At 64.7% G+C, this 24902-nt stretch carries 38 protein-coding genes and 1 pseudogene; 12 read left to right on the top strand and 27 right to left on the bottom strand.

The features are described from left to right. Window positions 1-146: 146 nt before the first annotated feature. The gene (sodC, locus tag OU994_RS18305) at window positions 147-689 is read left to right on the top strand and encodes a superoxide dismutase [Cu-Zn] SodC (protein WP_281607060.1); all 543 of its coding nucleotides are present in this window, start codon (window positions 147-149) and stop codon (window positions 687-689) included. Window positions 690-763: 74 nt separating this feature from the next. Here sodC and OU994_RS18300 read toward each other — a convergent pair whose 3' ends face one another. Beyond that, window positions 764-895, bottom strand: a complete 132-nt coding sequence (locus tag OU994_RS18300) for a hypothetical protein (protein WP_281607059.1) — start codon at window positions 893-895, stop codon at window positions 764-766. 101 nt (window positions 896-996) lie between these two features. On the opposite strand from OU994_RS18300, the gene OU994_RS18295 reads away from it, so the two are divergent. The 3 genes and pseudogenes from OU994_RS18295 (at window position 997) to OU994_RS18285 (ending at window position 2453) form a co-directional block, all read left to right on the top strand. Continuing rightward, window positions 997-1950, top strand: coding sequence for a LysR substrate-binding domain-containing protein (locus tag OU994_RS18295; RefSeq protein WP_281607058.1), 954 nt, complete (start codon window positions 997-999; stop codon window positions 1948-1950). A 111-nt stretch (window positions 1951-2061) separates the two neighbouring features. After that, a pseudogene (locus OU994_RS18290) lies at window positions 2062-2199 on the top strand (threonine/serine dehydratase); the annotation flags it as partial. 74 nt (window positions 2200-2273) lie between these two features. Continuing rightward, a complete protein-coding gene (locus OU994_RS18285) occupies window positions 2274-2453 on the top strand; it encodes a hypothetical protein (protein WP_281611768.1) in 180 nt (59 codons plus the stop codon). Between the two features lie 49 nt (window positions 2454-2502). On the opposite strand, the gene OU994_RS18280 is transcribed toward OU994_RS18285, so the two are convergent. From OU994_RS18280 to OU994_RS18255, 6 genes are all read right to left on the bottom strand, one after another. Then, a complete protein-coding gene (locus OU994_RS18280; protein WP_131145731.1) occupies window positions 2503-3282 on the bottom strand; it encodes a peptidylprolyl isomerase in 780 nt (259 codons plus the stop codon). 96 nt (window positions 3283-3378) lie between these two features. Beyond that, entirely contained in the window at window positions 3379-4161 is a 783-nt protein-coding gene (locus tag OU994_RS18275; protein WP_281607057.1) for a peptidyl-prolyl cis-trans isomerase, read from the bottom strand. A 90-nt stretch (window positions 4162-4251) separates the two neighbouring features. Next, entirely contained in the window at window positions 4252-4524 is a 273-nt protein-coding gene (locus tag OU994_RS18270) for a BolA family transcriptional regulator (protein ID WP_131145733.1), read from the bottom strand. Then, a complete protein-coding gene (locus tag OU994_RS18265) occupies window positions 4521-5150 on the bottom strand; it encodes a septation protein A (protein ID WP_131149069.1) in 630 nt (209 codons plus the stop codon). Before OU994_RS18265 ends, OU994_RS18270 begins: the two co-directional genes overlap by 4 nt. 8 nt (window positions 5151-5158) lie before the next feature. Beyond that, complete coding sequence (gene msrB / locus OU994_RS18260) at window positions 5159-5566, bottom strand: peptide-methionine (R)-S-oxide reductase MsrB (RefSeq protein WP_281607056.1); 408 nt, start codon at window positions 5564-5566, stop codon at window positions 5159-5161. An 81-nt stretch (window positions 5567-5647) separates the two neighbouring features. Beyond that, complete coding sequence (locus OU994_RS18255) at window positions 5648-7147, bottom strand: YdiU family protein (RefSeq protein ID WP_373922467.1); 1500 nt, start codon at window positions 7145-7147, stop codon at window positions 5648-5650. Between the two features lie 115 nt (window positions 7148-7262). Here OU994_RS18255 and OU994_RS18250 point away from each other — a divergent pair, with 115 nt between their 5' ends. Continuing rightward, the gene (locus OU994_RS18250) at window positions 7263-9347 is read left to right on the top strand and encodes a 3-hydroxyacyl-CoA dehydrogenase NAD-binding domain-containing protein (protein WP_281607055.1); all 2085 of its coding nucleotides are present in this window, start codon (window positions 7263-7265) and stop codon (window positions 9345-9347) included. Between the two features lie 10 nt (window positions 9348-9357). On the opposite strand, the gene OU994_RS18245 is transcribed toward OU994_RS18250, so the two are convergent. After that, the gene (locus OU994_RS18245; protein WP_281607054.1) at window positions 9358-9894 is read right to left on the bottom strand and encodes a GNAT family N-acetyltransferase; all 537 of its coding nucleotides are present in this window, start codon (window positions 9892-9894) and stop codon (window positions 9358-9360) included. A 10-nt stretch (window positions 9895-9904) separates the two neighbouring features. Then, complete coding sequence (gene nadB / locus OU994_RS18240) at window positions 9905-11518, bottom strand: L-aspartate oxidase (RefSeq protein WP_131145738.1); 1614 nt, start codon at window positions 11516-11518, stop codon at window positions 9905-9907. A gap of 181 nt (window positions 11519-11699) precedes the next feature. On the opposite strand from nadB, the gene OU994_RS18235 reads away from it, so the two are divergent. Then, window positions 11700-12458, top strand: coding sequence for a nucleoside-diphosphate sugar epimerase/dehydratase (locus OU994_RS18235; RefSeq protein WP_281607053.1), 759 nt, complete (start codon window positions 11700-11702; stop codon window positions 12456-12458). Here OU994_RS18235 and OU994_RS18230 read toward each other — a convergent pair. The 18 genes from OU994_RS18230 to OU994_RS18145 form a co-directional block, all read right to left on the bottom strand. Continuing rightward, window positions 12455-12721 carry a tetratricopeptide repeat protein gene (locus tag OU994_RS18230; protein ID WP_281607052.1) on the bottom strand — a complete coding sequence of 89 codons (267 nt, stop codon included), beginning with the start codon at window positions 12719-12721 and terminating at the stop codon, window positions 12455-12457. The two genes, OU994_RS18235 and OU994_RS18230, sit on opposite strands and share 4 nt — an antisense overlap. A gap of 200 nt (window positions 12722-12921) precedes the next feature. Next, complete coding sequence (locus tag OU994_RS18225; RefSeq protein ID WP_281607051.1) at window positions 12922-14103, bottom strand: tyrosine-type recombinase/integrase; 1182 nt, start codon at window positions 14101-14103, stop codon at window positions 12922-12924. After that, complete coding sequence (locus OU994_RS18220) at window positions 14104-14298, bottom strand: DUF4224 domain-containing protein (protein ID WP_281607050.1); 195 nt, start codon at window positions 14296-14298, stop codon at window positions 14104-14106. Beyond that, complete coding sequence (locus OU994_RS18215) at window positions 14295-14771, bottom strand: hypothetical protein (RefSeq protein ID WP_281607049.1); 477 nt, start codon at window positions 14769-14771, stop codon at window positions 14295-14297. The genes OU994_RS18220 and OU994_RS18215 overlap by 4 nt, the downstream gene beginning before the upstream one ends. 33 nt (window positions 14772-14804) lie before the next feature. Continuing rightward, complete coding sequence (locus OU994_RS18210; RefSeq protein WP_281607048.1) at window positions 14805-15164, bottom strand: hypothetical protein; 360 nt, start codon at window positions 15162-15164, stop codon at window positions 14805-14807. Next, window positions 15161-15364, bottom strand: a complete 204-nt coding sequence (locus tag OU994_RS18205) for a DUF551 domain-containing protein (RefSeq protein ID WP_281607047.1) — start codon at window positions 15362-15364, stop codon at window positions 15161-15163. Before OU994_RS18205 ends, OU994_RS18210 begins: the two co-directional genes overlap by 4 nt. Then, window positions 15361-15756, bottom strand: coding sequence for a hypothetical protein (locus OU994_RS18200; RefSeq protein WP_281607046.1), 396 nt, complete (start codon window positions 15754-15756; stop codon window positions 15361-15363). Before OU994_RS18200 ends, OU994_RS18205 begins: the two co-directional genes overlap by 4 nt. 2 nt (window positions 15757-15758) lie before the next feature. Continuing rightward, the gene (locus tag OU994_RS18195) at window positions 15759-16280 is read right to left on the bottom strand and encodes a hypothetical protein (protein WP_281607045.1); all 522 of its coding nucleotides are present in this window, start codon (window positions 16278-16280) and stop codon (window positions 15759-15761) included. A 3-nt stretch (window positions 16281-16283) separates the two neighbouring features. Then, window positions 16284-16529, bottom strand: a complete 246-nt coding sequence (locus tag OU994_RS18190; RefSeq protein WP_281607044.1) for a hypothetical protein — start codon at window positions 16527-16529, stop codon at window positions 16284-16286. Further along, window positions 16526-18211 (bottom strand): YqaJ viral recombinase family protein, encoded by a 1686-nt coding sequence (locus OU994_RS18185; RefSeq protein ID WP_281607043.1) that lies wholly within the window; start codon window positions 18209-18211, stop codon window positions 16526-16528. Before OU994_RS18185 ends, OU994_RS18190 begins: the two co-directional genes overlap by 4 nt. A gap of 52 nt (window positions 18212-18263) precedes the next feature. Continuing rightward, window positions 18264-19256, bottom strand: coding sequence for a recombinase RecT (locus OU994_RS18180; protein WP_281607042.1), 993 nt, complete (start codon window positions 19254-19256; stop codon window positions 18264-18266). An 18-nt stretch (window positions 19257-19274) separates the two neighbouring features. Continuing rightward, the gene (locus OU994_RS18175; protein ID WP_281607041.1) at window positions 19275-19403 is read right to left on the bottom strand and encodes a hypothetical protein; all 129 of its coding nucleotides are present in this window, start codon (window positions 19401-19403) and stop codon (window positions 19275-19277) included. Continuing rightward, a complete protein-coding gene (locus OU994_RS18170) occupies window positions 19400-19615 on the bottom strand; it encodes a hypothetical protein (protein WP_281607040.1) in 216 nt (71 codons plus the stop codon). Before OU994_RS18170 ends, OU994_RS18175 begins: the two co-directional genes overlap by 4 nt. After that, window positions 19612-19902 (bottom strand): hypothetical protein, encoded by a 291-nt coding sequence (locus OU994_RS18165; protein ID WP_281607039.1) that lies wholly within the window; start codon window positions 19900-19902, stop codon window positions 19612-19614. The genes OU994_RS18170 and OU994_RS18165 overlap by 4 nt, the downstream gene beginning before the upstream one ends. Window positions 19903-20090: 188 nt before the next feature. Next, entirely contained in the window at window positions 20091-20438 is a 348-nt protein-coding gene (locus OU994_RS18160) for a hypothetical protein (protein ID WP_281607038.1), read from the bottom strand. A gap of 206 nt (window positions 20439-20644) precedes the next feature. Then, a complete protein-coding gene (locus OU994_RS18155) occupies window positions 20645-21193 on the bottom strand; it encodes a hypothetical protein (protein WP_281607037.1) in 549 nt (182 codons plus the stop codon). Between the two features lie 87 nt (window positions 21194-21280). Continuing rightward, on the bottom strand, window positions 21281-21523 hold the full coding sequence (locus OU994_RS18150) for a hypothetical protein (RefSeq protein ID WP_281607036.1): 243 nt from the start codon (window positions 21521-21523) through the stop codon (window positions 21281-21283). A gap of 35 nt (window positions 21524-21558) precedes the next feature. Next, window positions 21559-22338: a helix-turn-helix transcriptional regulator gene (locus OU994_RS18145; protein WP_281607035.1), complete on the bottom strand. Its 780-nt coding sequence runs from the start codon at window positions 22336-22338 to the stop codon at window positions 21559-21561. Between OU994_RS18145 and OU994_RS18140 the strand changes: the two genes are divergently transcribed. The 6 genes from OU994_RS18140 to OU994_RS18115 all read left to right on the top strand — a co-directional run bounded on the left by OU994_RS18140 (window position 22337) and on the right by OU994_RS18115 (window position 24866). After that, the gene (locus tag OU994_RS18140; protein WP_281607034.1) at window positions 22337-22540 is read left to right on the top strand and encodes a helix-turn-helix transcriptional regulator; all 204 of its coding nucleotides are present in this window, start codon (window positions 22337-22339) and stop codon (window positions 22538-22540) included. The genes OU994_RS18145 and OU994_RS18140 overlap by 2 nt on opposite strands. Window positions 22541-22612: 72 nt before the next feature. Beyond that, window positions 22613-22861: a hypothetical protein gene (locus OU994_RS18135; protein WP_281607033.1), complete on the top strand. Its 249-nt coding sequence runs from the start codon at window positions 22613-22615 to the stop codon at window positions 22859-22861. Window positions 22862-22913: 52 nt separating this feature from the next. Beyond that, window positions 22914-23096: a hypothetical protein gene (locus OU994_RS18130; protein ID WP_281607032.1), complete on the top strand. Its 183-nt coding sequence runs from the start codon at window positions 22914-22916 to the stop codon at window positions 23094-23096. Beyond that, complete coding sequence (locus OU994_RS18125) at window positions 23096-23287, top strand: hypothetical protein (protein WP_281607031.1); 192 nt, start codon at window positions 23096-23098, stop codon at window positions 23285-23287. Before OU994_RS18130 ends, OU994_RS18125 begins: the two co-directional genes overlap by 1 nt. After that, on the top strand, window positions 23284-24408 hold the full coding sequence (locus OU994_RS18120) for a DUF1376 domain-containing protein (protein ID WP_281607030.1): 1125 nt from the start codon (window positions 23284-23286) through the stop codon (window positions 24406-24408). Before OU994_RS18125 ends, OU994_RS18120 begins: the two co-directional genes overlap by 4 nt. After that, window positions 24405-24866, top strand: a complete 462-nt coding sequence (locus OU994_RS18115) for a hypothetical protein (protein WP_281607029.1) — start codon at window positions 24405-24407, stop codon at window positions 24864-24866. Before OU994_RS18120 ends, OU994_RS18115 begins: the two co-directional genes overlap by 4 nt. Window positions 24867-24902: the final 36 nt, after the last annotated feature.

Below are 24902 nucleotides of genomic sequence, written 5' to 3'. Positions count from 1 at the left end.
CCGGCTGAACGGCCGGCGCCGCCTGAAAAGCCGGGCTTGCCCGGCTTTTTTACGCCTGCGGTGTGTACTGTCGCGTGGCAACAGTGCTAGGATTGCAACGTTCAACCGACCGCGACAGTGCGGCATTCACACCCTGGGAGTAGAAAATGAAGACCACGATCCGACAAACCCTCGCCCTGGCCGCGTTCGCGGTTGCCGCCCATGCGCAGGCAGCCGACGTCACGGTGCCGATCCACGCGGTCGATGCGTCCGGCACCGGCAAGGCACTGGGCACCGTGACGATCTCGGAGACGGCCGGCGGCCTCACGTTCACGCCCTCGCTGGCCGGCCTGCCGCCGGGCGCGCGCGGCTTCCATGTCCATGCCAAGGGCGATTGCTCGCCGGCCGAGACGGATGGCAAGAAGGTGCCGGCGGGTGCGGCGGGCGGCCACCTGGACCCGCATGATACGAAGGCGCACCACGGCCCGGGCAAGGCCGAGAAAGCCGGCCACGCCGGCGACTTGCCGCGCCTCGAAGTAGCGGCCGATGGATCGGCCAGGACGCCCGTGCAGGCGCCGCAGCTGAAGACGCTGGCGGACGTGAAAGGCCGTGCGCTGATGATCCACGCCGGCGGCGACAATTATGCCGACCAGCCGGCGCCACTGGGCGGTGGCGGTGCGCGCATCGCCTGCGGCGTGATCGGCGGCTGAGCCCTTTCGTCGGGCCAGCGATGAAGCCGGGCGATGCCCGGTTTTTTTTCGTGCCGCGAAACAGCCAGGACAGCTCAGCGCAGCCGGCACGCCAGTTCCGCGAACAGGCGCAGCAGCGCACGCAGGTAATCCTTTCGCCATGGACGCGCATCGAGCCTGGCCTGGCATGGCGGGCCATCGGCCCGCTGGCGGATCGGTTGCAGCATGGTCTTCACCTCTCATGTATCGGTATCGGTGCGGTATATTGTCGGCGTGGCGCAGCGCGTGGACAAACGAGTAATCTTGTGGGGAAGGTCAAGGAAAACTTATGCAGGCAGGGACATCGAACAAGACGCTGCGCAGTCTTTCCGGACTGATCGATTTTGATTGCGCCGCGCGCTGGGGCAGTTTCACGCTGGCGGCGCAGGAATTGCACAAGACGCCGGCGGCCATCAGCCTGCAGGTGAAGCAGCTCGAGGAAGCGGTGGGCTTCGCGCTGTTCGTGCGCCACCCGCGCCACATCACGCTGACGCCGAAAGGGCAGGAGCTCGCCGTGACGGTGGCGAAGATGCTGCGCGAGCTGCGCACCAGGGTCGAGGCATTGCGCGGTGGCGACGAGGAGAACGTGGTGCGCGTATCGACCACCCACACCTTCGCGATCAAGTTCCTGGCACCCCGGCTGGGCCGCTTCACGCTGCGCCATCCGGAACTCGACATCCGCCTCGACTCCTGCGAGCGCCTGGTCGATGTCGAACACGAGGAAGTGGACCTGGCGATCCGCCATGGCACCATTACCGACCATCCCGCCGCGCTGTACCACGACCGGCTGGTCGCCGTGTACAGTCCGGCGCTGGTGGCGCCTGCCGGAGAAGATCTCACCCTGGCCGACCTGACGCGCTTCCCGCTGCTGTTCGACGAATCCACCGATGACTGGATCAGGTTGCTGCGCTCGCACGGCGTAACGGAAGGGCGCTTTGATTTCTCGCGAGGATTCACCAACCTGGCGGTGACGGCGCAAGCGGCCATCGTCGGCCACGGCATCGCGCTGGTGCCGTATTCGCTCGTCTGCGATGACATCGACCGGGGCGTGCTGCGCCTGATGCGGGGCGCCAGCGTGTCCTACCCGGGCGGCTATTACTGGGTGCAGGCGCCGCGCAAGGCGGTGCTGCCGAAGGTGGTACGTTTTCGCAGCTGGGTCGAGGAGGAGGTGGCGCAGATGGAGCGCACGCTGCGCACGCGGATCGGCGATGGGCAGCCGGATACGGCGTACCAGAATTCCTAGGCACGGTACTGCGGCGCACTGGCGACACGGCGCATTGCGGGCGCCGCAGCCTGCGGTGCGGCTGCACCATGTGCCGGATGTTCATCAGGCGTTCGAGCGTGCAGCGACATCGTGTTCCGCAGCTTCCGGTCGGGGCGCACCGAATGCCTGGAGCGTGTCGATACCGTGGCGGACAGCCTTGGCGCGCCGCGGACGCTGCCCTACAGCTTGGCGGTGTGCCAGCGTTTCGTGGACGAGGTGGTGCGCGTGACGGACGATGAAATCTGCCGTGCCATGCTCGACCTGTTTCGCGATGCCAAGCTGGTGGCCAAACGGCGGCGGCGGTGGCAACGGCGGCGTTGTTCGGCCCGCTACGGGCGCGGCTGGCGGACAACAAAGTCGCGCTGGTGTGCGGGTCGAATATCGACGCGGCGGGGTTTGCCGGGTTGCTCGCGCGCGGCGCGCATGTGCGCGACAGTACCTCGGGGCCGGGTATTCCGACGCTGCCGGTACCGGCCGCGTAATAAAGAAAAAAGCGCTCCACGGAGCGCTTTTTTGTGAGGAACAGCAGGCTTACTGGATCTTGGCCTTCTTGACCAGTTCATCGCGGTAGGTGGCGATCTTGCGCTGGGTGAGGCCCTGCTCGATCTGGCCTTTGACTTCTTCCAGCGGCGGGAACTTGGCGGCGCGCGAACCTTCCAGCTTGATCACGTGGTAGCCGTATTGCGACTGCACGGGTTTCTCGGTGATCTGGCCATCCTTCAGGGCGACCATCGCGTCGGAGAACGGCTTGACGAAGTTGGCCGGGCTTGCCCAGTCCAGGTCGCCGCCGTTGGCTGCCGAGCCGGTGTCTTTCGACTGCTTGGCCAGCTCTTCGAACTTGGCGCCGCCCTTCAGCTTGGCGATGATGTCGGTGGCTTCCTTCTCGGTCGCGACCAGGATGTGGCGGGCGTGATATTCCTTGTCGCCGTTGGCGGCCTTGGCCTTGTCGTACTCGGCCTTGACTTCGGCATCCTTGACCGGATTCTTCTTCACGTAGTCGGCCAGCATCGCATTGATGACGATGCTCTGGCGGGTATTTTCCAGGGCCTGCTTGACGTCAGGCTTGTTGCTGTAGCCTTGCTTGTCCGCTTCCTGCACCATCACTTCGCGGGCGATCAGGTCCTTCTTGATCGCGTCGCGCAGCTGCGGGCTGTCCGGCTGCTTGCTCTGCGCGGTGACCTGCTTGACCACGGCGTCCAGGCGGGAGGCCGGGATCGCCTTGCCGTTCACGGTGGCCACGTTCTGGGCGAACGCGGGTACGGCGGCGATGGCGATCAGTGCTGTCAACAGGCGGGCTGGCTTCAAAATCATGTCACGTCCTATAAAAAAACTGGAGTCTGCCCCCGCGCTCGGGGGCCAATTCAAACTCAAACGGGTGCAGGCGCCGCCAACGGGCGCCGGAGCAATTTACTGGATCTTGGCCTTCTTGACCAGCTCTTCCTGGTAAGCCTGCAGCTTGCGCTGGGTGAGCGCTTCCTCGATCTGCGGCTTGACTTCGTCGAGCGTCGGCAGCTTGGCCTGGCGGACATCGTCGACCTTGATCACGTGGAAACCGTTCGGCGTCTGCACTGGCTTTTCCGTCACCTGGCCTTTTTGCAGGGCGACGAATGCCTTCGAGAACACTTCCGGGAACGCGGAAGGCGTTGCCCAGTCCAGGTCGCCGCCGTTATTGGCGCTGCCGGTATCCTTCGACTGCTTGGCCAGGTCCTCGAACTTGGCGCCGCCCTTCAGCTTGGCGATGATGTCGTTGGCGGCGGCTTCGGTGTCGACCAGGATGTGGCGCACGTGGTATTCCTTGTCGCCCGTTTCCTTGACGAAGCGGTCGTACTCGGCCTTCACATCGGTATCCTTGACCGGGTTTTTCTTGACGTAGTCGGCCACCATTGCCTGGACGACGAGGGCCTGGCGCGCATTTTCCATCTGCTGTTTCACGTCGGCGCTCTTCGCGTAACCCTGCTTTTCAGCTTCCTGCATCAGTACTTCGCGGCTGATCAGGTCTTTCTTGACCATGTCGCGCAGCTGGGGCGAATCCTGCTGCTGGCCCTGGGCCACTACCTGCTTGACGATCGCATCGGCGCGCGCGGTGGGGATACCCTTGCCGTTGACCACGGCGATGTTCTGTGCAATAGCGGGAGCCGAAGCAACGGCGATCGATGCAACCAGAATACGGAATGCTGGCTTGAAAGTCATTATTATTTCCTACGGGGAAAAGTTCTTGTCAATCGCGGGAGGAGAAGGGACTTAACGCAAAGAGCAATTCATTCCTACCAAACCGCACATTCAAATTTCCGACGGTGCCACTGCAGTAATGGCCAATGCATGAATCTCTTTATGCATCATATCGTGCACGGCATCATACACCAGTCGATGACGCGTGACGAGGTTCAGGCCAGCGAATTTCGCTGACGTTATCCTTAAGCGGTAATGACCGCCGCCGGACGCCGCGCCGGCATGGCCGGCATGCAGCGCGGATTCATCTTCGAGCGCGATTTCGGCAGGGCCGAGATTGGCCAGCAGGCGGTCGCGGATCTTTTCGAGGCGTGGATCGTTCATGCTTCATCCTTGATGTGCTTGGACAGGTAAAAGCCTTGGGCCACGAAGAACGCCAGCATCAGGCCGGTAACGCCGAATGCCTTGAAGCTCACCCAGGCACCGGTATCGGATTTGAACAGCACGAAGGCGACGAACAGGTTCAGGAAGCCCAGCACGATCCAGAACGCGATCCAGGCCATATTCAGGCGCTGCCACACTTCCTCTGGCAGGGCGATCTGCTTTTCCATTGCCATGCGGATCAGGTTCTTGGCGAAGAAACGGGAGGCAACCACCATGGCGATCGCAAAGCTCCAGTAAATGATGGTGGGCTTCCACTTGATGAAATTATCATCGTGGAAATAGATCGTCAGGCCGCCGAAGAATACGAACACGACCATCGATACCCACAGCGCGCCATCGACCTTGCGGCCGCGCAGCAGCAAATAAGCGATCTGCAGTGCGGTGGCGACGATACCGGTGATGGTGGCCAGGATGATCGGCGCCTGGCTGGCCGTGATGGCACCGCCGGAGATAATGCCCGACAGGTTGCCATTGATCAGGCTTTGCGCTGCCTCCTCGTTGCTGCCGGCCCATTTATAACTGCCGAAGAAAACCAGCAAGGGGAAGATATCAAACAGGAATTTCATCATGGTGATTAAGCGTCCGGAGTAAAACGGAGCGCCGCGGAATTGATGCAGTAACGCAGGCCGGTGGGCGGCGGACCGTCCGGGAATACATGGCCCAGGTGCGCATCGCAGACGGCGCAAATGATTTCGGTGCGCAGCATACCATGGGAACGGTCGACTTTCTCGATCACATTTTCAGGATCGAGGGCTTCGAAATAACTGGGCCAGCCACAGCCGGATTCGAATTTCGCATCCGATCGGAACAATGGCGTATTGCAGCAGACGCAGGTATATATGCCCGGCTCATGGTGATCCCAGTATTTGCCGGTAAAAGCCCGTTCGGTGGCAGCGTGGCGCGTCACGTGGTATTGCATCGGATCCAGTTCGGCGCGCCATTCGGCGTCCGATTTCACCACTTTCTTTGCTTGATCGCTCATGATTTCCAGTATGTCGATAATTTGGTGTGTACAGCGTCGGTGTGTACAGCGTCGGGGTGTACAGCTTGGGAATGAACAGGGTCAGGATGAACAGCTGACTTCCAGGCCGGCGGCCCAGTCCGGTGGCAGGGCCGCATAGCTTTCGTGCTCCGGCTGTTCGTCGAACGGGCGCTCCAGCACGGCGAGCAGGCGCTGCACTTCGGAGAAATCCTTGTGCTGCGCCTTGTCGATCGCCACCTGGGCCAGGTAATTGCGCAGCACGTATTTGGGATTGACGGCATTCATGGCCGCCTGGCGCGCCGCGTCGACGCTGTTCTCGGCGCGCAGCCGCTCGCGGTACTTGACGGCCCACGCATCGAATGCCGGGCGATCGATGAACAGGTCCCGCAGCGGTTCGTCGCCCTCGGCCGAGCCGGCGCGCAAGCCGCCCAGCCGGCGGAAGAACAGCGTGAAGTCGGCGTGGTTCGCCTGCAGCAGGCCGAACATCTCGTCCAGCAGCGCGCGGTCCGGCTCGCGGCTTTCCTTGAGGCCCAGCTTGGCATGCAGCAGGTCGTCGACCGTGGCGCCGAACACACCCTGGTAGACGTCCAGCGCTTCCTGGGTCTGTTCGACCGACCCGATCAGCGGAACCAGCGCCTGCGCCAGCGCATAGCAGTTCCAGTGGCCGATCTGCGGCTGCATCGCATACGAGTAGCGGCCGCCCTGGTCGGTATGGTTGCAGATGTGCTGCGCGTTGAACGCTTCCATGAAGCCGAACGGGCCGTAGTCCAGCGTCTGGCCCAGGATCGACATATTGTCGGTGTTCATCACGCCGTGCATGAAGCCGACCGATTGCCACTGCGCAATCAGGCGCGCGGTGCGGCGCGTGACTTCCTCGAGCAGGGCCGCGTAGGGATTTTCCTCGTCGCGCAAGGCGGGATAGAAACGGTCGATCACGTAGTCCGCCAGGATGCGCAGCCGGGCTTCGTCATTGCGGTAGAACCAGTGTTCGAACGAACCGAAACGCACGAAGGTGGGCGCCATGCGCACCACCACGGCGGCCGTTTCGATCGTCTCGCGGACGATGCCCTGGTCCGAGCCGATCACGGACAAGGCGCGCGTGGTGGGGATGCCCAGCGCATGCATCGCCTCGGAACACAGGAATTCGCGGATCGACGAGCGCAGCACGGCGCGGCCGTCGCCCATCCGCGAATACGGTGTCAGGCCGGCGCCCTTCAGCTGCAGCTCGACCGGGCCGGTATCGGTGGACACGTCGCCGAGCAGGATCGCACGGCCGTCGCCGAGCTGGCCCGCCCAGACGCCGAACTGGTGGCCGGAATACACGGCCGACAGGGGTTCGGCGCGGTCGGGCACGCGGTTGCCGGCGAGGACGTCGATCGCGTCGGCATCGAGCGCGGCGGGATCGAGGCCGATCAGCCGCGCGGCGCTGCCGCTGATGGCGACCGGGTAGGGGGCCGGGAGCGGCGTCGGCATGAGCCGCGTATAAAACTCGGGCGGAAGCGACGCAAACGAGTTTTCCAGGGGGAGGGTAAAGGCAGCGATGGCGGTTCCTGACTGGCAAAGTGGGTTCTGGTGGGTCACTTGAGCGGATTTTACCCCAGGCCGTAAAAAGGGGCGGACGCGGCACCGGCAAATAGCACGGTCGGACGTTTGCGGGTATAGTTCGCGGACCCATCCACAGAAGAGGACCCGAGACATGAGTGCGGATTACGCCCTGCACGGCACCGTGGCCGTCATCACGTTGAACAACCCGCCCGTGAACGGGCTTGGCCTGGTGACGCGCACCGCCGCCGTCGACGGTATCCGCCGCGCCCAGGACGACCCGGCCGTGGCGGCCATCGTCATTACCGGCGCCGGCAAGGCGTTTTCCGGCGGTGCCGATATCCGCGAGTTCAATTCGCCCAAGGCCCTGACGGAACCGACGCTCCACACGCTGATCCGCACCGCCGAGGAATCGGCGAAGCCGGTGGTGGCGGCGATCCACAGCGTGTGCATGGGCGGCGGCCTGGAGCTGTCGCTGGGCTGCCACTACCGCGTGGCGCTGCCGGGCGCGCAGGTGGCCCTGCCGGAAGTGAAGCTGGGCCTGCTGCCGGGAGCGGGCGGCACCCAGCGGCTGCCGCGCGCGATCGGGCTCGAGCCGGCGCTGGAGATGATCGTGTCGGGCAATCCGGTGCTGTCCGAAAGGCTGCCCGCGCTGTTCGACGAAGTGTTCGCGCCCGGTACGGACCTGGTGGCGGCGGCAGTGGCGTTCGCGGAGAAAATCGCGCCGGTGCGGCCGTTGCCGAAGGTGCGCGACCGGCAGGCGGCGCATGCCGATGCTGCGGCGTTCCTGCAGGCCGCGCGCGCTCGCGTTGCGGCGGCGGCCGGACCGTTCCCGGCGCCGCTCGAATGTGTCGAGACCATCGCGGCGGCGGTCTCGATGCCGTTCGAGCAAGGCCTGGCATTCGAGCGCGAACGCTTCATGCACCTGATCCGCACGCCCGAATCGCGCGCATTGCGCCATGCGTTCTTCGCGGAGCGCGAGGCGGCGAAAGTGCCGGGAGTGCCGGCCGATACGCCGCGGCGGCCCATCGAGCAGGCGGCCGTGATCGGCGCCGGCACGATGGGCAGCGGCATCGCCATGGCCTTTGCCAATGCCGGCATTCCCGTCAGGCTGCTCGAGTCGTCGCCCGAGGCACTGGACAAGGGATTGACGGCGATCCGCGCCCATTACGAGGGTGCGGCGGGCAAGGGCAAGCTCACGCCGGAACTGCTGGCGCGGCGCATGGCGCTGATCAGCGGTACGGTGCGAAGCGCGGAGATTGCGGGAGCGGACATCGTCATCGAAGCGGTGTTCGAAGACATGGCCATCAAGGAAGCGGTGTTCCGGCAACTGGACGATGTGATGAAGCCGGGGGCGATCCTGGCCACCAATACGTCGACGCTGGACGTGGACCGGATCGCCGCCGTCACGCGGCGGCCGCAGGATGTGATCGGGACTCACTTCTTCAGCCCCGCGCACGTAATGAAGCTGCTGGAGATCGTGCGTGGCCGCGCGACCGGCAACGACGTGCTTGCGACAGTGCTGGCGCTGGCGAAGCGGCTGAAGAAGACGGGCGTGGTGTCGGGCGTGTGCGATGGCTTCATCGGCAACCGGATGATCGAGCAATACATCCGGCAGGCCGGCTTCCTGCTGGAGGAAGGCTGCACGCCCGCCCAGGTGGACGGCGCCCTGGAGCGGTTCGGCTTTGCGATGGGGCCGTTCCGGATGAGTGACCTGGCGGGCAACGATATCGGCTGGGCGATCCGCAAGCGGCGCGCCGCCGAGCGGCCAGGAATGACGTATTCGAAGGTGGCCGACCTGCTGTGCGAAGTGGGACGGTTCGGCCAGAAGACCGGCGCCGGCTGGTATGACTACCGCCCCGGCGACCGGACGCCGCACCCGAGCGCGCAGGTCGATACGCTGATCGTGGACTACGCCCGCCAAGCCGGCATCGAGCCGCGCCGCATCGGCGACGAGGAGATCGTCGAGCGGCTGGTGTATGCGCTGGTCAACGAAGGGGCGCTGATCCTGGAAGAAGGGATCGCCCTGCGCGCATCGGACATCGACATGGTCTACCTGACGGGTTACGGTTTCCCGCTGTTCCGTGGCGGCCCGATGTTCCATGCCGATACGGTGGGCTTGCCGAACGTGCTGGCGGCAATCGAGCGCTTTGCCGCGGGCGCCCATGGTGAAGCGTGGCGGCCGGCGCCGCTGCTGGTGCGGCTGGCGGCCGAGCGCAAGGGGTTCAACGACCGCTGACGCGGCTGTTTCAGCCGATCTGCTTGCGCATCCGCGCCAGCGGTACCGTGACGCCGCCCGGCAGGCCGAGCGCGAACTCTTCCACTGCCTGGTAGCCAGCGGAACGGTACAGCGGAACCCCAGGCAGGGTAGCCGCCATCTCCAGCGCCGTGAAACCGGCGCGGACCGCTTCGGCTTCGCAGTGGCGTATCAGCAGGGTGCCCAGACCCTGGCGGGCTGCGGCGGGGTCGACGAAGAACGCGCGGATGCGGCCGGGCTGCGTGGCCGGATCGAGCAGCGGATCGACGCCGGATTTCATCCGGTCGGCACCGAACAGGGTGGCACGCTTGCTCCAGCCGCCGCAGGCCAGCGGCACGCCATCGCGCTCGATGACGAAATACGTGCCGTCCCGTATCAGCTGGGTGTCGACGCCGAACACATGGCGTGTCACGGCCTGCGCCTGGGCGTCCGTGTAGAAGCCCTTGCTGAGCCCGATACCCGACCGGGCGATCAGCGATTCCAGCGCGGGGATGTCCTCCGGTGTTGCGATGCGCAGCGTGGGAGTCATCGGTGTTCCGTCAGCGGCGGTTGGGCGTCAGGATGGTCGGCAGGGCCTTCGGCAGCGTCTCCGGATAGTCGCGCGAGAAGTGCAGGCCACGGCTCTCGCGGCGCTGCAGCGCGCTGTTGACGATCAGCGCGGCCACGTCGACCAGGTTGCGCAGCTCCAGCAAGTCGGCCGTGATGCGGAAGTTGCGGTAGTACTCGTCGATCTCTTCCTTCAGCAGGGAAATGCGGTGCTGCGCGCGTTCCAGGCGCTTGGTGGTGCGGACGATGCCCACGTAGTTCCACATCGAGCGGCGCAGTTCATCCCAGTTGTGGGCGATGACGACTTCCTCGTCCGCATCGGTGACGCGGCTTTCATCCCAATCGGGCAGGTAGGGCGTGCCATTCTTTTCCTTCGACAGGATGTCCTGCGCGCAGGCACGGCCGATGACGACGCATTCGAGCAGCGAATTGCTGGCCAGGCGGTTGGCGCCGTGCAGGCCGGTGCAGGCGGTCTCGCCGACGGCGTACAGGCCGGGGAGGTCGGTGCGGCCCAGCATGTCGGTCACCACGCCGCCGCAGGTGTAGTGGGCTGCCGGCACCACCGGGATCGGCTCCTTCGTGATGTCGATGCCCAGTTCCAGGCAGCGCGCGTAAATGGTGGGGAAGTGCTCGATCAGGAAGTCGGCCGGCTTGTGGCTGATGTCCAGGTGCACGTAGTCCAGGCCGCGCTTCTTGATCTCGAAGTCGATGGCGCGCGCCACCACGTCGCGCGGCGCCAGTTCGGCACGCGGATCGTGGGCCAGCATGAAGCGCTGGCCGGCGGCCGCTCCCGCTTCGGGCGGCAGCTTCAGCAGGCCGCCTTCGCCGCGCATCGCTTCCGTGATCAGGAACGATTTCGCATACGGGTGGTACAGGCAGGTTGGGTGGAACTGGATGAACTCCATGTTGGCGACGCGGCAGCCGGCGCGCCAGGCCATCGCGATGCCGTCGCCGCTCGCCGTGTCGGGATTGGTCGTGTAGAGATAGACCTTGCCGGCACCGCCCGTGCACATCACCGTGTGTTCGGCGGCCACCGTGTGGACTTCGCCGTTGCGGACATCCTGCACGTACAGGCCGTGGCACTTCGGCTGCGCATTGCGGTTGGCCGGACGGGGGCCCAGCTTGTCGGAGGTGATCAGGTCGATCGCGCAATGGTGCTCGAACAGGATGATGTTCGGATGGGCGCGAACCTTCTCTTCCAGCGTGACCTGCACCGCGTGGCCGGTGGCGTCGGCCGCGTGAATGATGCGGCGCTGGCTGTGGCCCCCTTCGCGCGTCAGGTGGAAGCCCAGTTCCGCCGTGGTGTCGCGGGTGAACGGCACGCCCTGCGCGATCAGCCATTCGATCGCTTCGCGGCCATGTTCGACGATGTACCGGGTGGCGCCTTCGTCGCACAGGCCGGCGCCGGCGACCAGGGTGTCTTCGATATGTTCGGCATGGCTGTCGCCCGAATCGAGGACGGCGGCGATGCCGCCCTGGGCCCAGTTGCTGGCCCCATCCAGCAGCTCGCGCTTGGAAATGATGGCAACCCGGCGCGTTTCGGCCAGGTGCAGGGCAACCGACAGGCCGGCCAGCCCGCTGCCGACGATGGCTACGTCAAATTTCATGGTGAGGAAGGTATTTTTCGCGAAAAAGAACATGACTATAGACCATTTGCAAACACGCGTCATGCCCGGGCTTGTTTTGCGCGGTCTCAACGCCCGTCCAGCAAGGGTCCGGCATCATGGCTGAGCCATCCGCAGCGTGATGGCGGTTGCGCCCACCGGACGGGCGAGGGAGCTTCCTACCGTGATCCGGATCTTCAATCATTATGTCTCGCGCACCGGTTTCATCCTGCTGCTGTTTGAAATGTTCATCCTGCACGCAGCCGCCAGTGCGACCGCGCTGCTGTGGAGCGGCTCGCCGCGCGGCACCGCCGACGCCTCCATGACCGGCATGTTGTTCGCGCTCGTGAACGTGTTCGCCATGAGCGCGCTGGGACTCTACCAGCAGCAGTTGCGCGAGGATTTGCGCGGCGCGATGGCGCGCATTCCACCGGCCTTCCTGGTCGGTTTCGTGCTGATGTCCGCATTGATGGAGGTCATGCCCGCCGTGGACCTGGGCCACGCGGCGAGCCTGGCCTTCGTGCTGGGCGGCGCCTGCGTGCTGATGACGAGGTTGCTGCTGTTCACCTCGGCGCAGTCCGATATCCTGGTGGAGCGCCTGATCCTGATCGGTGCCGGCGCGCTCGCCCGCGAGTGCCTCGAGCTGGCGGCCATGCGCGACGGGCCGCGGCGCTTCGAAGTCGTCGGCTGCGTGCCGATGCCGGACGAAGAGCGCTGCGTGCCGGTCGCCAAGGTGTTGAAGCCGGGTGAATCGTTGCTGACGCTGGCGCGGCGGCACGGCGCGAACGAGCTGGTGATCTCCGTTGGCGATCGCCGCAACGGTGCCTATCCGGTGCGCGAGCTGCTCGATTGCGCGCTGGGCGGCGTGCGGGTGACCGATGCGGCCGCGTTCTTCGAGCGCGAAGCCAGCCAGATCCGCGTCGATTCGCTGCAGCCCAGCTAAAAGCTTGCCAGTTGCCGGGCTGCCGCCCTGTCATCGGGATTTTCCTTGGCGGCCTGCTCCAGCCAGCGCCCCGCATCGGCAGGCTTGCCGACGCGTGCCTCCAGGTTCGCAAGGGATGTCATCAACGCGGCGTTCTTCTTGTCGCGTGCCAGTGCCGCCTCATAGCGCTGGCGAGCATCCTCGGGCTTTTTCGCCACGATGTCGAGATTGGCCAGGTTGTCGAGCGCGGGCAGGTACATCGGGTCGAGTGCGAGCGCCTTCATGAAACCGGCGCGTGCGCCACCGATGTCCCCGCTCCCCAGCACCACGCCGGCGCGCAGGTTTTACAGAATCGCAAATTGAAGGAGGCCTTATAGTTGCTGGCTTCCTGAGAATCGGCGCCAAATATACAGTAGTTTACGAGCCACGAGAAAATGCGGGTCTGGAGGCATTTTCGGAGCCGATATTTGGCAGGAAAAAAGGCCTATTCGGAGCCTGTCTGAATGGTCCATGGCAGGTCCATATCGAGTGCGGAAACCTTCGCGATCGCCCGCTTGATGTAGATGCTGGTGGTCTTGCCCGAGGTGTGCGCCAGCCGCTTCTGGATCTCCGCATGTTCTTCACCGCGCGAAGCGGCATCGGTGGCGCCGAGTGCCCGCAGGTCCCGAAACTGGATCAGCGGTCCAAAATCCCGACCTTCCTTCGCCGCCTGGGCCACCGCCCGTTCCCGCGCGCGCTCCCACATCTCCACCAGGCTCCCGGCCGAATACGGGCGGCCGGCGTTATCGTGGCCGGTGGCAGCGAATACGTAGCTGCTGATGACTTGGCGTCGGCGCTTCTCCGCGCGTGCGCGCTCAATCACCGCTGCGATCGCCGGGGTGATCGTGACCTCGACGACCAGGCCACTGGTGCGACTCGTCTTGCTGGGCGTGAACGTCACCGATCCGCCGACCAGGCCGGACGGGCTGGGCCGGATCTGCGATTCCTGCAGGGTGCGAATGTCCTGCGCGCGCTGCCAGCATAGGTAGGCCATATCGATGATGCACACCAGCATGCGGCCGTTCGGAGTCTGCTTGCCGTGCCCGCCGACTAGGGCTGCCGCTCGGATTGCCGCCACCTGGTCATGGCTGGCCAGGACGGTGCGCACCTTCGTGCGGTAGCCGGACATGTCTAGCTGGTCGATCGGGTTGTCCTGGCGCAGGCCCAGGTCGCCGATGATGAACCGAAACAGCTTGCCGGCCAGCGCTGTCATTTTCTGCGCGGTGTTCGCCTTGCCGGCGTACCGGGCGCGCAGGAAATCGGCCCAGTCCTTCGTGGTGACCTGCGTCGCGTGGAAGTGCTCAAACACGTCCGCGATGACGTCGAGGTGCCGGCCGTAGGCGATCACGGTCTTCGGCGTGTACTCGCCGAGCATTCTGGCCTTGAACTCCGCGCAGCACCACGGCATGGACCCTTCCTCGGTGATCGGGCTGCCGATGATGGCGGCCAGCGCGTTCAGCATGGCCGGCTCGCCATCTTCGAGGGCGCAGAGCTTAATCCACTTCTTCGGGCCGGCCGCTTTATTGCGCGGGTCGATCGTCGGCTCGGTGGCCACGAAGTAGTAGGCACCGTGGTTCACGTACACCCGGCGCGGGAGTCCGCGGTGCTTCTTTCGTTTTCGGTTCATTTACAGTTTTAGTTTCGGTCGTATCGATGGAGCGGGCGCTGCCGGCGCATGCAGGTGCATCCGCAGCACGCACACGGTGTTGTCGCGCATGCGGCGCGCTGGCACGCCCAGCTTAGCCAACTCGCGCAGTTGCTCAGCCGGGCGCCGGTACCGGGTCAGCTCGTACAGTTCGGCATCGGACAGCTTCTCAATCATTTGGCGGCTCCTTTGCCGATGATCGCCCGCGCGGCAGCCCGGCGCAGACGCCTTGCCAGGTCACGCGCGTACTGCACGGCGAACGGATCGACGTCGTTCTGCTCGTCTACGTGGGCCGAGGATTCCAGCGCCGTGGCCGCTTCCAGCAGCAGCGGCGGTTCTGCGGCACGCTCGGCGCAATCGTACCCGGCGATGAACAACTTCCACTCGCGGCTGCCGTGGTCGGCCAGCCGGTCGTGCGGGATGCCGGCGGCGGCCAGGAAGGCGGCAGTCTGGCGCGTGAGTCGGTCGAAAGGCTGCGTGCCGTAGCCGAGCAAGCGGGCCAAGTCGGCGGTTTCGCCGGCGAGGATGGCCTGGCCGGTGCCCAGCTGCAGGGCCACGGAGCCGGCGCCGGACGCGGCGAGCAGCTGCTGCACAGCGGTGACGACGGCGGCGCGCAGCGGGGCCAGCAGTTCTTCGGGTTTCTCGTTCATGGTGTTCTTTCGTTATGTGGTGGTGATGGGCTGTCAGGTACGTGCCACTGCCGACATGGGCACGTGCCAGCGGTACTCGTGCGTGTAGCCTTTGTAGTTGCCCTTGCTCGGGTGGTCGGATCCGAAGTAGCGCGGCCGTTCATCGAGCATGCCGGCGCGGGCCATGGCGCCCATGGCGTGACCCCAGCAGCAGCCAATGTCGAGGGGGACGGCCACGGTGCGGTAGAAGTCGCTACCGTCGATCCATTCGCCAGGCCGCGCCATGGCCACGTCGAGGAAAGCCTGGCGCACCTCGAGCGACCGCGCGCGTTCCCACTTGGCCTCGACGCTGCGCGGCATTCCACCGGCACGGCGCGTGGCCGGCATCGCAGCGAATAGCTCGAGCTGGCTCATCGCGCTGCGACCGGCCCGGGCGGCATCGGCATCCAGTGCGTCACGCGCTCCTGGGTGATGGGCATCGCGTCGACGTAGCACCAGGTGCCGGAATCGCGGTACCCGGTCCACACGTCGCCGTCTTCGTTTAGCGCGATCAGCACCAGGGCTTCGTCGTCCGGCAGCCGCTCCGTTACATCGATCCAGGTGAGGGCGCTCATGCTCGTGCTCCCGGCGCCGGTCCAAACAGTGCGGCCACCATGTAATCCCGCCACATGCCGATCTGCTTGGCCGGGCCGATGCCGCGCTTTGGCGCGATGATCTGGTCGAGCTGGTCATCCAAAGACGGCAACTTCTCGTCGGCGCCCAGCTCCCAGAGCGCCCCGTAGTTCCGGCTCTCGCCGGTCTTGCGGATCCGGCGCAGCGTTTCGTGCATGTATTGCATCTGGCTCATCAAGGTCGAGCGGTTGCCGCCGACGATCCGCAGGATGTCGCCCGAGGTCATCGGGCCGGTACCGAGCAGCTCGGTGATCTTGGCGATGGCCGCGGCGCGCGCGGCCTGCTGCTGCTCCTTCGTCCCCAGCGCACCGGGTTTCACAGGTCCGCGCGCCATGATCAGGCCGCCGCCTTGAAGAGGTCGCCCACCGTCGTCGGCGCCGGCGGCACCAGGTCGAGCACGATCTCGCGTTGGATGAATTCGCACAGCTTGCCCACGTCGTCCGCGTTGGGATGCGCGATCACGCGGAACGTGACCGTCACCGAACCGCCGTTCATCGCCTCGATCGCGAAGTGGTCGACCTTCACGTCGTCGAGCACGATGTTGCTCGCGCCGCCCAGGCCGTAGTCGACCTCCGCCTTGTAGCCGGCGCCTTCCCAGTCCCATTTGATGGCGCCCATCTTCGGGTACCGCAGCACCGTCAGGCCGTCGCCGCCGTCGCTCACCTGGTCGACCAAGTCGGGGTTGTCGTCGAACTTGTAGAGGTGCTGGCGCAACTCCGGATGGAAGTAGGCCAGGATCGTGCTCGGGCACGTAGCCTCGATCTTCAGGTCCAGTGCCGGCTTCGTGTCGTCGCCGTGCTTTTCCGCGCGCGGGTTCAGGTTGGACAGCTTGACGGTCTGTTTGAGCAGTTCGAACATGGATTACATCTCCTCGGTGGTGGTCTGGTTATTCGGGTCGAGCATGAAGTTGGCGTACGGGATCCGGATCAGCGTGTGGAAGCGGCGCGCGGCCGCCTCGTCACGATCGATCTCGCCGCGCGACTCCACGGCGCAGATGGCGCGCACGGACTGCGCGGCAGCCTGCTCGTCAGGCACGCGCAGGAAACGCTGGAAAGGCGCCTCCCGGCAGCGCAGTGCCAACCAGGTGGAAAGACGCTGCGTCGTCATGCCGGCATCCCCTGGCGGACGTGGTCGATGTGGTCGATCAGCGCGGCGCAGATCGCCGGGAAGTCGGCCTCGTGGTACAGCACCGCGGCGCGATCGCGGCCGGCGGAAGCGAAGCCCAGCGTGCCGAGGAATTCGGCCGTCAGGTTGAAGCCGAGGCGTGTGCCGATCTGGCCCAGGCGCAGGCTCGGCGGCGTGTCGGCGGCGGCTGCCGGCGCTGGCCGCGCAGCAGCTGGCGTGGAACCGGGGGCGGGCCATGTCACTTCAGCTTCAGGCGACTGGTGCGTCTGCACAGCGACTTGCTGCTGTTGCACCGCTGCTTCCTGCTGCGCGCGTGCCGCGGCTGCCGCCTGAGCCTGAGCCGCTTCCAGTTCCTGCAGCACCTGCTTGGCTTTCTCCGCCTTTTCGGCCTCGATGCGCTTGTGGTTCTCGATCCGGCTGTTCACCACCAGGTGGAAATCTTCGTCCGCCTTCTGGATGACGTTCTGCAGGTCGGCGAACAGGAATTCGTGGTTGGCCGCGTGCTCGCGGTACCAGGTCAGCCGGCCGCGCACCGCCGCGGCGATCGCGTTCACGGAGATCTTCCCGGCAGCCAGTTCCGTGTCGACCGCGTCCTGCAGCGTGGCCAGGGTGCGCTTGTTCTTCATGGCGCCGGCGAAGTCGCGAGCCTGGAACACCAGGCGCAGCGGTGCGATTTCCTGCTCGAGCGCGGCCACGTGTTCCTGGAAGGCCAGCTTGGCCTGGGCGAGGATGCCCGCCTTGATCAGCTCTTTCTTGTCCTTGATGGTCTTCTGCAGTGTCAGGCGCTTGGCGCGCAGCTGGCCGGACAGGTGGTCGATGGTGCGCATCAGCTCGGCGATATCGACGGTCTGCTCCAGCGCCGCGGCCTTGGCCAGCTCGAGGTTGTCTTCGGCCTGCTCGCAGAACTTCACCGTGGCTTCGGCGTTCGCGAAATCGTCGTCGGTCAGCAGATCGGTCTTGATGGCGGCGATGAAGCGCTCGGCCTTCGCCTGGAATGCCGGCAGATTGCTGTTCGCCACCTTGCCCTGGATCTGGATCACCAGCGCCGGCAGCGCCATGATCGGATCCGCTTCGGGCTTCGCCGCATACTCGCGCGGCTGGTAGGTGACCAGGTCGGCCTCGAACTGATTCCAGCCGGCGCGGATGCGCTCCTGCCATTCAGGGTTCGGCAGCACGTCGATCGACACGAAGCGATCGGGCGTGCCATCCGAACACACGAACACCACCTTGCTGCAGCCGGTCACCATCATGATCTGCTGCGGCTGGGGCATGTATTCGTCCGGCAGCCGGCCAGCTTCGATCGACGCGGCCAGCGCTTCATTCCATTGCTTGTGCTCGAATGCGATGTCTTCGCCCATGGTCAGGCCGTCGCACGAAGCCGACAGGCGGCCAGTGGAGCACGTGACCGGGTACAGCTCGTCACCGATCTGCTCTTCGACCAGTGGGCGCGCCAGCGCTTCCACCTCGTGGCCGTAGTCGAGGATGTTTTTCTGCACCCAGTCGCTGAACTCCTGCGCCGTGCCGGTGTGCTTCATGTGCAGCAGCTCGGTGCGCGACACGCGGGAGGAGATACCCAGCATGGCCGCCGCCTCACTGGCGCCGAAGTGCTCGAGGCGGAACGCTGCCCATTCCGGGCTGCCCTGCACGAGATCGTGGATTTGCATGTTGATTTCCTTGGTAAGGGTAGGGGAGCCCCGCCGGCGCGGGGCTGTGGGCTCAGTCGTTTTCGTGGGTCCAGCTGTCGATCGTGAGCTTCTGGTCTTCGGTGAGCAGCTGGCGCGTTTCGATCATCGCGACCAGCTGCGCGACCGTTTTCTTGCCGCCGACGATTTGCTCGCGCCAGCCGGCCTTGTTCTTGTTGAAGTTCTCGGTCGTGCACATCGGCAGATCGCCGCGCGCGCCGGCGGTGCTGGCGGTGGCGGTACCGGCGCTGGCATGTTCCGCAGCTTCGGCGGCGCCCGCGCCATCGCCCTGGTCGTCGTCGCGCTCGTCGATCGTCACCAGGTCCTGGTCGATGGTGAAGTTCTTGCCGGCGTCCACCGCCGTGGCCACGTCGACGGCGCGCTGCACTTCGATCGATTTCGGCATGTACTTCAGCACCTGCAGCAGCACCACCTTGCGGGCGTACATTTCCATGTTCTGGCCGCTTTTCTCCAGCGCGTAGTGGCGGCTGCCGACTTTGTTGAACTTATTCAGGTGCTTCACCACGCGTTCCATCGTCCACACCTCAATCACCGGGTATTCGCTGCCGTTCACGCGGCCGACGGCATACACGTGCGTGATGTCCTTCCAGGTGTCGCCGCCGGCGCCCGGGCGGTGCTTGATGAATGGCCGATCTCCCAGCGCCCAGTCGAATTCGTCGCCGCGATACACCGCACCGGTCCAGACCGTGGCACGGCCGGCGCGCGAGACCAGGTCGACCAGGCCTTGCCAGCCCGGGACGAAAGTCGCCTTGTTCCCGTAGGGGACCAGGTAGCCTTGTCCGCCGACGCCGATCTCGAGGCCCAGCTGCGCGGCAACGACGACCGAGCCGAAGATGCTGTGCAGATCGCACTTCTGCAGCGCCGCGTTCTGGCTGAAGGCCGTCATCGTCAGGCGCACCATGCGGTCCGGCGTGATGTGCTTCGGCAGGGCGTTGGCGATCTGGCCCTTGTACTTGTCCAGGAACGTGCTGAGGCTCTTGGCCGGGCTGGTGGCGACTTGATTCATGTGGTGATTCCTTTCTGGTTAAAAGCCGGAGAAGTAGCTGCGCACGGCGCGCTTCAGTGCGTGGCGCGGCTCCATGCCGACGCGCAGGTAGAGGCGGTACTGGGTGCGGATGAAGCGCGTAGCGCCAAGGACGGTGCCGACGATCATGCGAGCCCCCGTTCGATCTGCATGCGTTCGGCGGCCAGGCGCACCAGGCGTTCCTCTTCCGCCGCGAGCAGCTGGGTGTGCAGTTCGCGCAGCGCGGCCAAGTCGGCGGCGTATTCAGCAGCGCGCGCGGCGCGCAGTTCCAGCAGCCACAGGCGGATCGGTTTCAGGGCTTTGCGCACGATGCGGCGCGCGACGCGGGCGAGGGCGGTCATGCGGCACCTGCAGCGGCGCGGGCGGCGATCATGGCGTCTGCAACCCGGTAGGCGTGTTCGACCATGCCGCTGACGCACCAGTTCTGCCACGCTTGGACGGACAGGGATTTGTCTGCCCGATCGCCATACCGTTGGTCATCTGGCACGGCCAGCATTCCTTGGATCGCCTTCGCCGCGAAGTAGTCGCGCAGCGTCATGCCGGTTTCAGTCAGCACCTGCCGCTGCTTGGCACTTTGCGCGCGGCCCGGATCCGGAAAGGCCCGGCCGCCGTCATTCGTCTTTTCCATCCTGCTGCTCCCTGTGTTGGACCGGCGCGCCGGCGGTTGTTGGTGTTGGGGTGCCGTCTGTTCCGGCTGCCAGGGCATTCGAGATCCCGCTCCCTCTATTTCCTGACCCGAGTTCAGGGCATGGCGCACGTTGAAGGGGTGCGCCGCTCCTATCTCTTGACGGCGCGCGCCAGGGCGGCGCGCGTTCTTCACGCGTATTCGCGGTTCAGCCGCGCGCGCTCGGCGCGGGCATCAGCATCAGCGGCACGGCCTTCGCGCTCGCGGCGCGCCATCTCGGTCTTGGCGCGGTCCTGGGCTTCGGTCCACACCAGATCGGTGATGATCGGCAGCAGCGCGTTCTCGCCGGCGACGCTCTTCTCGACCAGGTCGGCCAGCGAGTGCAGGTCCATCAGGTATTCGTCGAGGGCGTTGGTGATGACCGCCAGGTTCTGCGGCGCGCCGGCCTTCAGCGACGCCATGATCACTGCGTGCTGGGCACGGGCTTCGATGGTGAGGGCTTCTTCGTACTGCTCGTTGTCGGGGTCGTGGCGGGACATTTCGGGCTCCAGTCGGTGCGCTGTGGTGCGCGTTTCGATGGAGCTAGTATCGGTCTTCCGGTATTTGGTGTCAACCGGTTTTCCCATATTATGAAGGTGGCCGATATCCGTCGATATAGAAACGTCGATATTTTCTCGGCACTACCGTTGCGTGGACGCAAAAAAGCCCGCACGCAGCGGGCTGTATCTTGCAGGGGGATTTTCTCTTACAGGCCTGGCCAGGTCGCGTCGGATTGGAACTTGTTTGCGCAGCGCCATTGCTCGGCGTACCAGCCGGTCTGCCTGCCTCGGCAAACCCACTGCGTGCCTCCATGCGGCGCATTCTGCAGGTCCCACGCCCAATCAAAATCATTGCTCACCGGTGCGGCATATCCACCAGCGTGAGACCCCTTGGCTGCCGCAGCGGCAACCAAACCTACTGCCAGCACTGCGCCGACCTTCTTCCACGTGTTGCCACTGGATGCCTGCGAACGGGGAGCTTCCTGTGGCATCGGGTCGTATACTCCATCGCGCTTATCCAGATAGGCCTGCCGGCTCGATAGCGAAAGCCGCCTGTCGTTAAATCCCGCTTCGGTGATCAACCCGGCTTCATAGGCGTGCGCGAAGTCAATCGCATCCTTCGCAAGCGTGATGCGATCCGTTGGCGCACCAGCTGCGACTAATCGGCTGTGGACGCCCTCATAATATGTTGACCACTTTATCGAATTGCCGGCTTGCGGATACGCCTCTACCCGATAACGATTTGATTCGCTCATCTGTTTTGCTGGCTTCGCAGCACATGCACAAAGGATGAGGGTGGGAATTAATAGTAGTGGTCGCATATAAACGCCAAGCTAATTTAATCAGAAGGGTAATTCGGCCTCGCACTCGTCGGGCAGCTCGGACCATTCCAGATCCTCTACACCCAGCAGCGCATGGAGGTACGGCGGCGCGTCAAAGTCGGCGCGGGCACGGGCACCCTTCCACCTCGCGTCATCACGCGCCACAAGCATGGCCGGCGTCGCAAACTGGGCCTGTAGTCGGGCAAGGAGGCGGGCGGCATGCGGCTCCGCCAGGCAGCGCTGGTCAACCAGCACCACGGCCATGCGCACACCGCGCAGGCGAGTAATTACATAGTGCATTAAAAACGATCGCTTTCCCTACGAACTACGCGACCGACGATGATGCACGCATCGCCTTCGCAAACTTTCCTGTGATATTTGCGCTGATCCGGATTATCGGAAGTCAGCCACCAACGCCCGGCATCCCGGGTCAGTCTTTTAACAACCGCTTCGCCCTCGTAATTGAAAGCGTAAATACCGCCATCGACGCCGTGTTTATCCGCGATATTCACGACGACCAGATCGCCGTCATATAGCGTGGGCTCCATACTTTCGCCGCTGACGTGAATGCCGATAAGGTTATCGCGCACGTATCCCTTACGTACCAACCAGTCCGTAGGCACGGTGACGGTTGAACCATCAAACCGCTCCGGCTCCACCTCGAAGCCGCTAATGCCAGCCGACAGGCGCAACTTCACCTTCGGGATGAGTGTCAGCCGTGGATCGTCGTCGTCGACGGCCTCGACCCGCATGAACGATCCGGGCGGCAGTCCGGCTAGGCCGGGGGGGGCCTCGGTCAGAAGCATTGGCCCTTTCCCAGTCTCCAGCCACAGGGCATTGACTCCCAGTATGGCCGCGAGCGTAGCCAAGGAGGTCGATCCTTGTGACTTGCCAACTTCCAGATCGGAAATGGTGCTCTGGTTGAGGCCTGACCGCTTGGCCAGCTCAACTTGCGACATTTTTGCGGCCTTCCTGGCCAGCTTCAACCGGTTCCCTATAGACATTCCGATATTTTCACCCGGAAATGAACCGGAATACCGGTTGACATCAATTACCGGAGTTCCCATAATCGCTCCCATGGACATCTCATACACGATCAAAAGCCTTCGTCAGGCTGGGCTCACCCAGACGCAGATCGGTAACGCGATCGGGTTGAAGCAAACATCAATCAGCGACATGGAAAGCGGCCGCGCCGGAATCAAGCGGCCGTCTTACCAGGTCATCAGCGGACTGTTGCGCCTGGCCGCTGAACATCAGGTGGCCACCGAGCCGCCCAGCTAATCCGCGGCATGAACGCGAAACCGTACATCCCTCACAAACCGAAGTCCTGAAATACATCACAAGGAAACCACCATGGCACCACGCAACATCGAAGTGAAGACCCTGCTCAACGCGGACGAGTTCCTCGAGCTGGAGAAGGAGTGCACCGCGGCCGACGTCTCGCGCAGCAAATTGTTGCGCGATCTGGCGAAGGGCTGGATGGCCGAGCGCAAGGGTAGCCGTTCGCGGCCGCCGGCGGAACGGCCAGGGTATGGCCAGAACATGGCCATGCTGCTCCCGGGCCGCGCAGTTGCACGTCCGCGCATGCACATGCGTCTTTGAAGCGGGCGGCACATGGCAATTCGAGGCACCGACGTAACACCGAGGCAAACACATGAACCAGAGCACCACCACACCAGTAACACCGGACGAGACCATCGCCCGCCAGGCCCGCGTCTGGCGCAGCGTCGACCAGGTCGCGATCGCGGACAAGCGGGACAGCGAAAAGCAGCGGGCCGAGTACCGCGCGCGCCAGCAACTGCGCGCCGTGATCGACCAGGCGAAGGAGGGCACGTAATGGATCATTCCATCATCCCGCGCTCGATGATCGATGCGAAGGCCGAAGCTGACTTCGAGCGCGGTTACGGCCGTGACGAACACGGCTTCAACTGGCACGCCTACTCCGCGATCGAGCAATACCAGGCCGCGTGGGACCGCTGCGCCGCGAAGGCGTACGGGTTCCAGCTGGCGGAAGTCTCGCCTCCATGACGTCGCACCAGGCTGCCGTCCTACCGGCACCCCTTACACCACCGGACTGCGACCTGCAGGACTTCAAGTTCATGCCGCTCGATGTCGCTCGTCTGCGTGACAGCGACATGGCGGCGTACGAATCCCCCGAGGCATGCTGGGCCGCTGTTCTCCTCTGGAGCACCGCGTGGCACCAGGTCCCCGCCGCATCCCTTCCGGACGACGATCGCTTCCTGGCCAAGGCTGCCGGCTACGGCCGCGTGGTCAAAGAGTGGCTGAACGTCCGCGAGGGCGCGCTGCACGGCTGGATCAAGTGTGCAGACGGTCGCCTGTATCACCCTGTCGTCGCGGAGAAAGCGCTGGAAAGCTGGCGTGCGAAGGTCCACCACCAGTGGAAGAAAGAGTGCGATCGCATTCGGAAATCCAACAAGCAGCGCGAGGCAGAGGGCCGTCCTCTGTTGCCACTTCCACCAGAACCGGGCACGAGTTCCAGTGATATTCCGCAGGAATCCACAGGAATTCCGCCGGAAAGCACAGGGACTTCCGCTGGAAGCGACGACGCGAACAATGGAAATCCGCTGGAAAACGCTCTTAAGGGACAGGGACAGGGACAGGGACAGGGACAGGGACAGGGACAGGGAGAGTTAACTTCAAAAGCAGAAAGCAGCGGCGGCTCTACGGACAGTAGTCGCGAGCACGACAACGACCGGCTGCCACCGCGACCGGGACTCGATCGACCCAGTCCGGACATGCGCGCTGTCGCCATCGCCACCCTGCTGACCGGCGCTGGCGTGAAAAAGGTCACGGCCTTCCATCCCGACGTCGCTGTGACCTGGGCGCAGGACGAGCGCGTCACCGACGTGCTGCTGCTGGACGCCATCAAGCGGGCAAAGGAAACGCTGGGCGAAGAGCCGTTCCACGTTCCGTACCTGAAGCCGATCATCGTAGAGCTGCTGAACCCGCCTGCACCGAAAGCGCCGAAGCCGCGGCCCGATGCTGACTGGGCCTGGCGCAAGACCCCGCAGGGCATCGAGCAGAAGGGTCGTGAGATCGGCCTGTTCGCCCGCGGCACCGAAAGCCACCAGGACTTCGCCAACCGGATCCAGGCCGAAATCGACAAGCGGAAAGGACTCGCAGCATGACGCACACCCACGCCGACCGCGTCGCCGAGCGCGACCCCTGCATGTGCATCGCCTACGGCTGCCCGCTGCTGGGCGTTATCACCGCCTCGACCAGCGGTGCCAACGACTGGGCCTGCTTCTTTCATGCCGGCCGCAGCGGTGCGCAGCTGCAGCACATCACCATGATCGTGAACCGGTACCGCTGGCTGGCCGACTCCATCACCATCGCCCGCGGCATGGTGCCTGGCCGTGCTGACCGCCGGATGATCCTCGACAAGATCCGCGCCGACCTGACGCAGCACAAGCGACCCGACCTGTTCTGGAACGGCGCCGAGACCGTACGGCAATGGGTCAACCGCCTCGACAAAGCCCTGGGCGAGCTCGTCTCTCCGCACATGGACGGCATCGAGGCGCCACAGGCCAGTGTGCCCCGGGATAGCTGGCAGGGAGTAGGGGCATCGCTGCCCAACTGGGCCTGACTGAGACCATTTCGCGCGCGAGCGCACCAACCGCAG

Origin of the sequence: Pseudoduganella sp. SL102, assembly GCF_027856995.1 — a bacterium.
Taxonomy (GTDB): Bacteria; Pseudomonadota; Gammaproteobacteria; order Burkholderiales; family Burkholderiaceae_D; genus Rugamonas; species Rugamonas albidiflava.
The sequence above is the reverse complement of the archived record's forward strand: the minus strand, read 5'-3'. Positions and strand labels throughout refer to the sequence as shown.